The sequence below is a fragment of the Rubellimicrobium mesophilum DSM 19309 genome, assembly GCF_000600335.2.
Taxonomy (GTDB): Bacteria; Pseudomonadota; Alphaproteobacteria; order Rhodobacterales; family Rhodobacteraceae; genus Rubellimicrobium; species Rubellimicrobium mesophilum.
The window spans coordinates 1-10,523 of the sequence record NZ_KK088634.1 but is presented as its reverse complement, the minus strand read 5'-3'; the positions used below and the strand labels follow the sequence as shown (position 1 = coordinate 10,523).

Annotated in this window: 12 protein-coding genes; 3 read left to right on the top strand and 9 right to left on the bottom strand. The window is 70.9% G+C overall.

Annotated features, from left to right (window positions below):
* The coding region (dacB, locus tag RUMESO_RS22535) for a D-alanyl-D-alanine carboxypeptidase/D-alanyl-D-alanine endopeptidase (RefSeq protein WP_037284086.1) at nucleotides 1-1,324 on the top strand (1,324 nt) is incomplete at its 5' end.
* Nucleotides 1,325-1,795: 471 nt separating this feature from the next.
* On the opposite strand, the gene RUMESO_RS22530 is transcribed toward dacB, so the two are convergent.
* The 8 genes from RUMESO_RS22530 to RUMESO_RS22495 form a co-directional block, all read right to left on the bottom strand.
* On the bottom strand, nucleotides 1,796-2,182 hold the full coding sequence (locus tag RUMESO_RS22530) for a RidA family protein (protein WP_245639390.1): 387 nt from the start codon (nucleotides 2,180-2,182) through the stop codon (nucleotides 1,796-1,798).
* Between the two features lie 72 nt (nucleotides 2,183-2,254).
* Entirely contained in the window at nucleotides 2,255-3,445 is a 1,191-nt protein-coding gene (locus tag RUMESO_RS22525; protein WP_037284084.1) for an ABC transporter substrate-binding protein, read from the bottom strand.
* A gap of 133 nt (nucleotides 3,446-3,578) precedes the next feature.
* Nucleotides 3,579-4,850, bottom strand: a complete 1,272-nt coding sequence (gene clpX, locus RUMESO_RS22520; RefSeq protein ID WP_037284081.1) for an ATP-dependent Clp protease ATP-binding subunit ClpX — start codon at nucleotides 4,848-4,850, stop codon at nucleotides 3,579-3,581.
* Between the two features lie 163 nt (nucleotides 4,851-5,013).
* Nucleotides 5,014-5,652 (bottom strand): ATP-dependent Clp protease proteolytic subunit, encoded by a 639-nt coding sequence (locus RUMESO_RS22515; RefSeq protein ID WP_037284078.1) that lies wholly within the window; start codon nucleotides 5,650-5,652, stop codon nucleotides 5,014-5,016.
* A 115-nt stretch (nucleotides 5,653-5,767) separates the two neighbouring features.
* Complete coding sequence (locus RUMESO_RS22510; RefSeq protein WP_211262976.1) at nucleotides 5,768-6,406, bottom strand: sensor histidine kinase; 639 nt, start codon at nucleotides 6,404-6,406, stop codon at nucleotides 5,768-5,770.
* Nucleotides 6,349-7,503: a hypothetical protein gene (locus RUMESO_RS22505; RefSeq protein WP_037284073.1), complete on the bottom strand. Its 1,155-nt coding sequence runs from the start codon at nucleotides 7,501-7,503 to the stop codon at nucleotides 6,349-6,351. The genes RUMESO_RS22510 and RUMESO_RS22505 overlap by 58 nt, the downstream gene beginning before the upstream one ends.
* On the bottom strand, nucleotides 7,500-8,051 hold the full coding sequence (locus tag RUMESO_RS22500; protein ID WP_037284070.1) for an RNA polymerase sigma factor: 552 nt from the start codon (nucleotides 8,049-8,051) through the stop codon (nucleotides 7,500-7,502). Before RUMESO_RS22500 ends, RUMESO_RS22505 begins: the two co-directional genes overlap by 4 nt.
* Before the next feature lie 80 nt (nucleotides 8,052-8,131).
* Nucleotides 8,132-8,314 (bottom strand): hypothetical protein, encoded by a 183-nt coding sequence (locus RUMESO_RS22495; protein ID WP_037284067.1) that lies wholly within the window; start codon nucleotides 8,312-8,314, stop codon nucleotides 8,132-8,134.
* A 91-nt stretch (nucleotides 8,315-8,405) separates the two neighbouring features.
* On the opposite strand from RUMESO_RS22495, the gene RUMESO_RS22490 reads away from it, so the two are divergent.
* The gene (locus RUMESO_RS22490) at nucleotides 8,406-9,215 is read left to right on the top strand and encodes a response regulator (RefSeq protein ID WP_037284065.1); all 810 of its coding nucleotides are present in this window, start codon (nucleotides 8,406-8,408) and stop codon (nucleotides 9,213-9,215) included.
* Between the two features lie 78 nt (nucleotides 9,216-9,293).
* Here the strand turns inward: RUMESO_RS22490 and RUMESO_RS22485 are convergent, their stop codons facing one another.
* The gene (locus RUMESO_RS22485; protein ID WP_037284089.1) at nucleotides 9,294-9,833 is read right to left on the bottom strand and encodes a hypothetical protein; all 540 of its coding nucleotides are present in this window, start codon (nucleotides 9,831-9,833) and stop codon (nucleotides 9,294-9,296) included.
* Between the two features lie 92 nt (nucleotides 9,834-9,925).
* Here RUMESO_RS22485 and RUMESO_RS22480 point away from each other — a divergent pair.
* The coding region (locus tag RUMESO_RS22480) for a GTP 3',8-cyclase MoaA (protein WP_037284062.1) at nucleotides 9,926-10,523 on the top strand (598 nt) is incomplete at its 3' end.

Below are 10,523 nucleotides of genomic sequence, written 5' to 3'. Positions count from 1 at the left end.
GGCGGGGATCGGGGACCGGGCCTCGATCGCGCTGGTGGACGTGGATGACGGGACGGTGCTCTGGTCGCACGAGGCGGGGAAGGGGATGCCGCCCGCCTCGGTCACGAAGTCGCTGACGACGCTCTACGCGCTGGACGCCCTGGGCGGGGACCATCGCTTCGTCACCCGGCTCCTCGCGACGGCGGCGCCGGTCGCAGGGAAGGTCGACGGGGACCTGATCCTCGCGGGGGGCGGGGACCCGGTGCTGACCACGGACCGGCTGGCGGAGCTCGCCCGGGCGCTGGCGGCGGCCGGGATCCGGGAGGTGGGTGCCTTCCGCGTCTGGGGCGGGGCGCTGCCCGAGGTGCGGGAGATCTCGCCGGAGCAGCTCCCCTGGCTCGACTACAACCCGGCGATCTCGGGGCTGAACCTCAACTTCAACCGCGTCTGGTTCGGATGGGAGAAGGCCGGGGACGACTACCGGCTGCGGATGGAGGCCCTGGGGGACGACCACCGGCCGGACGTCGCCCTCGCGCGGATGACGGTCGAGGACCGGGCGCTGCCGGTCTACACCTACCGGCAGGACGGCGACGCGGATGTCTGGACCGTGGCGGGGCGGCAGCTCGGCGAGGCGGGGAGCCGATGGCTGCCGGTCAGGAACCCGGCGCTCTATGCGGGGCAGGCCTTCGTGGGGCTGGCCAACGAGCAGGGGGTCGTGCTGCCGGCGCCCTCGGCCATCAAGGCGCTGCCGGAGGGCGCGGTCGAGGTCGCGCGGATCGAGAGCGAGCCGCTGACCGAGATCATCCGGGGGATGCTGCTGCATTCCACGAACCTCACCGCCGAGGTGCTCGGGCTCTCGGCGAGCGTGGCGCGAGGGCTGTCCCCGGCGACGCCGGCGGAATCGGCGGCGGCGATGAACCGCTGGCTGCGCGAGGCGACGGGCGCGCGGGTGCATCTCGTCGATCATTCGGGGCTGGGCGGGGAGAGCCGGGTCGCGGCGCAGGAGATGGCGCTGGCGCTGGCGCATCGGGGGACGATGGAGCGGCTGCGGCCGCTGCTGAAGGACATCCAGCTCACCGATGCCTCGGGCGAGGCGCTGGCCCGGCCGCCGGCGCTGGTGCAGGCCAAGACGGGGACGCTCAACTTCGTCTCGGCGCTGGCGGGCTACGTGCGGACGCTGGCGGGGACGGACCTGGCCTTCGCCTACTTCTCGGCGGACGTGGCGGCGCGGGAGGCGTCGATGGACGGCGAGGACGAGATCCCGGCGGGGAGCCGCGAGTTCCTGGCGAAGTCGCGGAGGTTGCAGCAGGAGCTTCTGCAGCGGTGGGGGCTGTATACGGCCTGAGCGGGTCCCACAAATGAAACTAATCCCGCGGGGCCTCTGGTTTGCTCCGGAGGCCGCTGGGGCGGCGCGGAGTAGAGCCAGTCCGCCTCTTCGGCGGGCTTGAGTCTTCTGGAAGGAGGCGGGGAGGATCTCCCGTCCTGGTATGTGGCCGCTTGGCGTTCGCGCTGTTGCTGTCCCCGGCTCGGGCCGGGGCGCTCTGCATGGTGTCTCCGTGGCCCGGGGCTGGCCCGGGGTGCTTGTGGGTATCTGATGCGGATCAGGATGCCGGAGCGGGGTTAACGAGCGGTAAACGCGGCGTTCGGTGGGGGGTGGGGCGACGCAACACCCCGGGGGCAAGAGGCTGATCCGGCGATGGAAACTGGCCGGCGGGGGTGTTGCGTCGCCCTGCAGGACGCGCGCTCCCACCCACCGTCAGCCGTGCCGAATCGGGGTCGTCGTGCGCCGCTGGCGCGGTGCGTGCGAGCACGCGTCTTACGGGAGGCGGGCGTCCACCTCGATCTCGATGCGGTGGCGGGGGTCGATGAGGCCGGCCTCGATCATGGTGGCGGCGGGCGGGTGCGCCCCGAAGGCGGCGGAGAGGAGCGGCCAGCAGGGCTCGAAGTCCTCGCGGCGGGGAAGGATGTAGCGGACGCGGACGACCTGGGCGAACGTCGTTCCGGCCTTCTGGAGCGCGGCGTCGATGATGCGGAGCGCGAGGGCGCATTGATCCTCGACGCTCTCGGGGATCTCGCCGGTCGCGTGGTCGGTGCCGGTGGTGCCGGAGACGAAAACCCAGGGCGCCGCGACCACGGCGCGGCAGTAGCCGATGCGGGGTTCGTAGGCGGACGCGGTGGAGATGCGGTGGATGGGGGTGGTCACGGGGCCCTCGGCTACAGGTGGAACAGGCCCACGCGGGGGCGCGGGCCTGTCCAGATTAGCCAGGGGCGAGGGTCAGCGGAACTTGATCGTCTGGATGCCGCCGTCCTTGAACTCCACCTCGCGGAAGCCGCCGGCGGATTCGCCGGGCCCGATCAGCTCCACCGCCGTGGCGCCGACGTAGTCGATGTCCTGACCGGCCGCGAGGAGGTCGAGGGCCTTCCCGAGCTCGCCCGGGAGGATCGGCTCGCCCGGCGCGTTGGCGACGTCCATGACCTTAGCCGTCCAGTCCGCCGAGGTCGTGGAGTTGGCGGCCTGCATGGAGAGGAGCATGAGCGCGGCGGCGTCGTAGGCCTCGGCGGAGTAGGACACGCCGGGGTCCTGTCCGGCGGCCGTGAACAGCTCCGCGAAGCGCTCGGCCCCCTCGCTCTCGTTGCCGGGATACTGGCCGAAGGAGGTGGCGAGGCCCTCGCCAAGCGCGTCCACCAGGGGCTGGCCGACCATGGCATCCGACAGCGCGAAGGTGTCGAAGGCTCCGGTGTCGAGCGCGTTCCGGATGATCGCCCGGCCGCCCTGGTCGATGTAGCCGATCACGAGCAGCACGTCGGAGCCCGAGGCGGCCAGCGAGGCGACCTCGGACGAGTAGTCGGACTTGCCGTCCTCGTGCGGGATGGAGATCGAGATGGTGCCGCCAGCCGCCTCGTAGGCCTCGGCGAAGCTGTCGGCGAAGCCCTTGCCGTAGTCGTTGTTGGTGTAGGTCAGCGCCACGTCCTTGATGCCGCGATCGATCAGGATGTCTGACATGATCTGGCCGCCGCGCGCGTCCGACGGCGCGGTGCGGAAGAAGAGGCCATTGTCCTCGATGGTGGACAGCGCCGGGGAGGTGGAGGAGTAGGAGATCATGCCGAGGCCGTTCGGGACGGCCACGTTGGTGAGCACGGCCACGCTGGTGCCCGAGCAGTCGGACCCGACGATGCCGGACACGCCCTGGTTCACCAGCGCCTCGGCCGAGGCGGTCGCGGCGGCGGCGTCGGAGCAGGTGGAGTCGGCGTTCACGACCTCGACCGTGCGGCCGCCCAGGAACTTGCCGCTGTCGCTCACTTCCTTGGCCGCCATGCGGATGGCCTGGTTGGCCACTGGGGCAAGGGACTCCACGGGTCCCGTGAACCCGCCCTCGTGGCCGATGACGACCGGCTGGGCGTCCTGCGCCATGGCCGGTCCGGCCGTCAGCGCGACGACCGAGACGATGAGTGCTGCTCTCTTCATGTTCTCTCCCCACGAGGACCCGACGGACGGGGGAGAGGCTAGCGCGGGATGGCGCGGCGGGAAGAAGCGCGACGCCTGAAACGAAAAGGGCGGCCTGCAACGGACCGCCCCCTGGAGATCAGGTCGCGAAGGATCACCGCGCCGAGGCGACTTCCTTCTTCGGCCCCTGCTCCGTGTGGATCATCAGGGGCTTGCCGGCGGGGGCGACCGCCTCCTCGTTCACCACCACCTCGCGGACGCTCGACAGCGTCGGCAGGTCGAACATCGTGTCGAGGAGGATGTCCTCCATGATGCTCCGCAGGCCGCGGGCTCCGGTCTTCCGCTCGATGGCGCGCTTGGCGATGGCCTTGAGGGCGTCGTCGGTGAAGGTGAGCTTGGTGTCCTCCAGCTCGAAGAGGCGCTGGTACTGCTTGACCAGGGCATTCTTGGGCTCGGTGAGGATCTTGACCAAGGCCTCCTCGTCGAGGTCGGTCAGCGTCGCGATCACGGGGAGGCGGCCGACGAACTCGGGGATGAGGCCGAACTTCAGAAGGTCCTCGGGCTCCAGCTCCTTGAAGATCTCGCCCACCCCACGCTCGTCCACGTCGCGGACCTGGGCGTTGAAGCCCATGCCCTGCCCCTTGGCACGCTGGCCGATGATCTTTTCGAGGCCGGCGAAGGCGCCGCCGCAGATGAACAGGATGTTGGTCGTGTCCACCTGCAGGAATTCCTGCTGGGGATGCTTGCGACCGCCCTGCGGGGGGACGCTCGCCACCGTGCCTTCCATGATCTTGAGGAGGGCCTGCTGGACCCCCTCCCCGCTCACGTCGCGGGTGATGGAGGGGTTGTCGGACTTGCGGGTGATCTTGTCGACCTCGTCGATGTAGACGATGCCGCGCTGCGCCCGCTCGACGTTGTATTCCGACGCCTGCAGGAGCTTGAGGATGATGTTCTCCACGTCCTCGCCGACATAGCCGGCCTCGGTCAGCGTGGTGGCGTCGGCCATCGTGAAGGGCACGTCGAGGATGCGGGCCAGCGTCTGCGCGAGCAGCGTCTTGCCGCAGCCGGTCGGGCCGATCAGCAGGATGTTCGACTTCGCGAGTTCGATGTCCGAGGACTTGGCCGCGTGGGCGAGCCGCTTGTAGTGGTTGTGCACCGCCACCGAGAGCACGCGCTTGGCGTGGATCTGGCCGATGACGTAGTCGTCCAGCACGTCGCAGATCTCGCGCGGGGTGGGGACGCCGTCGGTCGACTTCAGGCCGGAGGTCTTGGTCTCCTCGCGGATGATGTCCATGCAAAGCTCGACGCATTCGTCGCAGATGAACACCGTCGGGCCCGCGATGAGCTTGCGAACCTCGTGCTGGCTCTTGCCGCAGAAGGAGCAGTAGAGCGTGTTCTTGCCGTCGCTGCCGGATGCGTTCGCCATTTGACTCCTCTGGCCCGGGGGGGCCTCAGCTTGCCCGTCGTAGGGCGCGTCGGGAGCGGCGCCCGGCTTGGCGCCGCCCATCGGTCAGACTAGGGCAGCCGCCCTGGGTCCACAACTCCGAAATCCCCCTGCGGGGTCCGCGAGTGGGCGGCGTGTTGCCGCGTCACGCCGCCTTGTCCTTGCTGGCCTCGGCGGGGTCGCGCGAGGTCAGGATGTCGTCGATCAGGCCCCAGGCCTTGGCCTCCTCGGGGTCCATGAAGTTGTCGCGGTCGAGCGCCTTCTCCACCGTCGCGATGTCCTGGCCGGTGTGCTTGACGTAGATCTCGTTCAGCCGCTTCTTGAGGGCCTCGGTCCGCCGGGCGTGGATCAGGATGTCGGTGGCCTGGCCCTGGTAGCCGCCGGAGGGCTGGTGGACCATGATCTCCGAGTTCGGGAGCGAGAAGCGCATCCCCTTCTCGCCCGCGGTCAGGAGGAGCGAGCCCATCGAGGCGGCCTGGCCCACGACCAGCGTCGAGACCTTGGGCCGGATGTACTGCATCGTGTCGTAGATCGAGAGGCCCGACGTCACCACCCCCCCGGGGGAGTTGATGTACATCGAGATCTCCTTCTTGGGATTCTCGGCCTCGAGGTGGAGGAGCTGGGCCACGATGAGCTGGGCCATGCCGTCATGGACGGGGCCCGAGACGAAGATCACCCGTTCCTTGAGCAGGCGCGAGAAGATGTCGTAGGCGCGCTCGCCCCGACTCGTCTGCTCGACCACCATGGGAACGAGGTCCATGTAGTGCTGTGCGGGGTCTCTCATCGGGGTGGGCCTCTCCTGGGGGACAGGTCCATATCTACGGGGGGCAAAGGAGGGCCGCAAGGGCGGGGGTCCCTAGCGTTGTCGTGAACTGCCCGTCCGGGCAGGGATGCCACCCTCAGGCGTCCTCGGTCTGGTCGTGGTGGGTGGTCACGGCGAAGGTCACGGACAAGGCGTAGAGCCGGTCGCGGACGCTGACCTCCACCGGCCCGCCGACCTGGGCGGCGAAGGCCTGGATCAGGTGCTGGCCGAGGCCCTGCTGGGCGGGGTCGTCGGGCGTGGGCGGGCCGGCGAGGCTGTTGGCGATGCGGAGCGTCGCGCGCTCGCCGTCGCGGTGGAGGGTCACGGAGAGGCTCGGCCGCCCTTCGGTGGCGCCGGCGCGGGCGAGAGCGTTCGACACCGCCTCGGCGGCGAGGAAGGCCAGCGGCACGACCTTGTCGGGGTCCAGCACCATGTCCTCGACGTCGAGCGTGGCCTCCACCCGGTCGGGGGCGCCCCGGAGCTCCTGCTCCACGATGGCCCGGAGGATGGGGGCGGCGTTCACGTCGCCCATGTCGGGGCTCGTGTAGAGGCTCCGGTAGATCGAGGCGAGCGTGAGCACCCGGTCCTGGAGGCGGCGCAGGATGGCCCGGGTGCGCGGCTCGGGCATCCGGCGCACCTGCATGGAGATGATCGAGGAGATGAGCTGGAGGTTGTTCTTCACGCGGTGATGCACCTCGCGCAGGAGCACGCCGCGCTCGCGGAACGCGTTCTCCATGCGGGCCTCGTCGTGGAGGATCGAGGTGGCCATGGTGCGGAAGGCGTCCTCGATCTCGCGCAGCTCGTGGGGGTGCTGGAGCCGGTGGGGCGGTCGATGAGGGCCCGGTCGCGGCCGAAGCGCCGCATCCGGGCACCGAGGTCGGTGACCCGCCGGATCATCAGGCTGTGGACCGACCAGAAGGCCACGACGAGGCTGGTGCCCCACATGAGGAGCGGGAACAGGAGCGGCGAGCCGCCCGGCCCCGTGAAGACCTGGCCGGCCTGCTCGGGCGTCCAGATGCCCAGCGCGAAGGCCACGCCCGGGACGAGGGGGATCACGGTGTAGACCCGATCCCGCCCCCGGCGGTCCTCGCTCTCGAAGAGCCGGGGCTCGCCGCCGGATTCGGCGATGAGGTCGCGCCGGCGGGCCAGCATGTCGCTGATCTGGTCGGCCGACTCCGTCGCTCCCCCCTGCTCGGTGAGGAGCTCGCCCGTGGCGTTGAAGGTGACGAGGCGCACGGGCCGGAGGCCGGGCGGCCCCGCCGAGCCCGAGGCGACCTGCCCGCCGGGGACCGCGATCGCGATGTAGCCCGGGAAGCCCCCCGTCTCGCCCTCCTCGGGCATGGCGGGAACGGCGACGACCATCAGGGTCTCGCCGCTCGGGACGTGGACGGAGCGCACCCGAATCTCCGGCGGGCCTGCGGGGTCGATCGGGGCGATGTCGTCCCAGAGGCCCGGCGGGGCCCCGGCCGAGGCGCAGGCCACCGGGCCCTGGACCGGCAGGAGGCCCACGTAGGCATAGAGGTCCCGGCTCTGCACGAAGCGGGACAGGTAATCCGAGCAGCTCCTGGGATCGTCGAGGAGGTCGGCCACGACGCCCAGCGCCTCGCCGGCGCCCAGCGCCCGCTCGATGGCGATCTGGACGTCCGCTGCCCCCTGCTCGGTGAGCGCGAGGAGCGAGAGCTCGGCCCGGCGCTCGCTCTCGTTCTGGAACTCGCGCGTCTGCCAGAGCGCGATCAGGCCGAGCGGCAGCAGCGCGACCGTCAGGAAGGCGGCGACGCGGGGCGCGAGCCCGTCGAGGCGCGGGCGCCACCAGGGCCGCTCGGACCCGGTCACAAGTGAGGTCCACCCTGGGAGGCGATCACCGCCAGGGTGGCTCCGTCGGTGAGCTCCAGCCGGTCGCCCTCCTGGAGCTGGAGGAGATGTGCGAGGCGCGCGCGGGCGCGGTTGGCGCGGCTCTTGACGGTGCCGACGGCCACGCCCGTCATCTCGGCCGCCTCCTCGTAGGAGTGGCCGAGGGCGCCGACCAGGGCCAGCGCCTCGCGCTGCTCGTCGGGGAGCTGCTGGAAGGCGCGGACGAAGTCGGCGTATTGCAGGCGGCCGTCATGCTCGGGCTTCTCGGCCAGCGCGCCCACGAGGGCGCCGTCGCTGTCCGAGACCTCGCGCACGGTGCGGCGGCGGGTCGAGTAGAAGGTGTTGCGGAGGATCGTGAAGAGCCAGGCGCGCAGGTTCGTGCCGGCCTCGAAACGGTCGAAGTGCGACCAGGCCTTCACCACCGTGTCCTGCACGAGGTCGTCGGCGGCGCTCGCGTTGCGCGTGAGCGAGAGGGCGAAGGCGCGCATCGCGGGAAGGTGCGAGACCAGCTCGTCCCGGGGGTCGCGCACGGGCGATTGCCCCGCTCCGGGCCCCTGGGCCGGTGTCGGGCGCGGGTCGGGACGGGAGGTCCGACCGGACAGCCTGGGCATCACGCGCCCAGCCGGTGGGGGTCGGCGTGCCTGGGCCTCTGGGGGGATTGCACCTCGCCGAGACGATCGAGAAGCACCGCGAACCTCGTGGGCAGGTCGCCCTCGACCGGCGCCCCGAAGGCGCGTCGGAGGTTGGCGGCGAAGGCCGTCCCGCGCAGTTCATCTGCCGAAAGCTCGTCCATCTTCGCCCGAAACCTTTCCCTCTTCCCTTTCGGAACCTAAATCTCAGGCCTAGGTTTTGGTTCCAACGCAACGCAAGGGACGCCCCATCACATGAGCACGAACGCCGCACCCGACCTGTCTGCCCTGATCGGGTCCGAGCTTCCCTATCTCCGCCGCTACGCCCGCGCCCTCACCGGGAGCCAGTCGAGCGGCGACGCCTATGCGCTGGCCACGCTGGAAGCGATCCTCGACGAGCCCGAGCTGTTCGAGACGGGGATGAACCCCCGGGTGGCGCTGTTCCGGGTGTTCCACACGATCTGGGACAGCTCGGGCGCGCCAGTGTCCGAGGGGGAGACAGGCCTCGCGCGGGCGGCGCAGGCGCACCTCGCGCGGCTCGCCCCCAACACGCGGGAGGCGCTGCTGCTGGCGACCATCGAGGACTTCAAGCCCGAGGAGATCGCCCTCATCATGAGCACGGACGTGGACGAGGTGATGCACTTCATCAACCGCGCCCGCGCCGACATGGAGGATTCGGTCTCGGGCCGCGTCATGATCATCGAGGACGAGGCGATCATCGCGCTCGACCTCCAGAGCATCGTGGCGGACATGGGGCACGCGATCACCGGCGTGGCGCGGACGCGGGACGCCGCCGTGGCGCTCGCGGGGATCGAGCGGCCGGACCTGATCCTCGCGGACATCCAGCTCGCCGACAAGTCGTCGGGGATCGACGCGGTGAACGACATCCTGGGCGCGGGCGGGGACATCCCGGTGATCTTCATCACCGCCTTCCCGGAGCGGCTGCTGACCGGCGAGCGGCCGGAGCCCGCCTTCCTGATCTCCAAGCCCTACCGCGAGGACCAGGTGCGGTCGGCGATCAGCCAGGCGATGTTCTTCTCCTCGACCGAGACGCTGCACGCCTGAGACGACGAAGGCCCGGGGATCGCCCGGGCCGTCCAGCCTGTCCGAGACGGCCCGGGCGATCCCCGGGCCGTTCGCGCGTCAGCTTCCGTAGACGGTGAGCTCCGGCAGGCCGGTGAGCGGGGCGCCAAGGGCCCGCATGGCCTCCAGGCTGATCTGGCTGCCCGAGCCGGGCTCGCCGCCCGAGGGGCGGAGCTCCACGTCCACGATCTCGCCGTTGTACTCGACACGGCCCTGGGTGGGAGCCGTCACGAGCGGCGTCTCGAGCCAGCGACCCGGCTCGGTGCTGCCGAGCGAGGCCACGGTGTTGCCGAGCACGCCGCTGGGGGTCGCGGAAACGGGCGTGGGAGCGGCGGGGTTGGGCTCTCCGATGGCGATGCCCTCGGCCACCGGGGGCGGCGCGAGGACGCCGCCGGGCGGCGCGGCGGGGGCGGCCACGATGGGCGCCGTGGCCACGGGCGGGGCGACGACCGGCACGGCGACCGGGGTCACGCGCGCGACCGGGGTGGCGGTCACGGCGACGGGCGCCGTCTCGGTGGGAGCGGGGCGGTCGAGGCCGGCCTCGGGGGCCTCGCAGGCGGCGAAGGGGAGGAGGGCGAGGAGGGGAAGGAAGCGTTTCATCATCATGCCGTGAGGCTAGCCATCGCCCGGCGCGGGCGCAACTCCCGCGCGTGGGGCTCTTGGTTGCGGGCGCGAGGCCGCCGGCCTATCTTATGGGGATGAACCCTCTCGTGGACCCCTTCGGCCGGACGATCCGATACCTGCGGGTCTCGGTGACGGACCGCTGCGACTTCCGCTGCGTCTACTGCATGTCCGAGGACATGACCTTCCTGCCCAAGAAGGAGATCCTGACGCTGGAGGAACTCGACCGCCTCTGCTCGGCCTTCGTGCGGCTGGGGGCTGAGAAGCTGCGGATCACCGGCGGCGAGCCGCTGGTGCGCCGGAACATCATGGCCTTCTTCGAGGCCATGGGGCGGCACCTCCAGTCCGGCGCGCTGAAGGAGCTGACGCTGACGACGAACGGGAGCCAGCTCGAGAAGCACGCCGAGGGGCTGTTCGCCGCCGGGGTGCGGCGGGTGAACGTGTCGGTCGACACGCTGGACCCGGAGCGGTTCAAGCGACTCACCCGCTGGGGGCGGCTCGACCAGGTGCTGCGCGGGATCGAGGCGGCGAAGGCGGCGGGGCTGCGGGTCAAGATCAACGCCGTCGCGCTGAAGGGCGAGACGGAGGAGGAGATGTTCGACCTCCTCGGCTGGTGCGCGGATCACGGGCACGACCTGACCTTTATCGAGGTCATGCCGATGGGCGACA

Coding starts and splice junctions, on each gene's coding strand:
- RUMESO_RS22485 (WP_037284089.1), bottom strand. CDS start 9,833: ATGAAACGCTTCCTTCCCCTCCTCGCCCTCCTCCCCTTCGCCGCCTGC.
- RUMESO_RS22495 (WP_037284067.1), bottom strand. CDS start 8,314: ATGGACGAGCTTTCGGCAGATGAACTGCGCGGGACGGCCTTCGCCGCC.
- RUMESO_RS22490 (WP_037284065.1), top strand. CDS start 8,406: ATGAGCACGAACGCCGCACCCGACCTGTCTGCCCTGATCGGGTCCGAG.
- RUMESO_RS22515 (WP_037284078.1), bottom strand. CDS start 5,652: ATGAGAGACCCCGCACAGCACTACATGGACCTCGTTCCCATGGTGGTC.
- RUMESO_RS22525 (WP_037284084.1), bottom strand. CDS start 3,445: ATGAAGAGAGCAGCACTCATCGTCTCGGTCGTCGCGCTGACGGCCGGA.
- RUMESO_RS22510 (WP_211262976.1), bottom strand. CDS start 6,406: ATGGAGAACGCGTTCCGCGAGCGCGGCGTGCTCCTGCGCGAGGTGCAT.
- clpX (WP_037284081.1), bottom strand. CDS start 4,850: ATGGCGAACGCATCCGGCAGCGACGGCAAGAACACGCTCTACTGCTCC.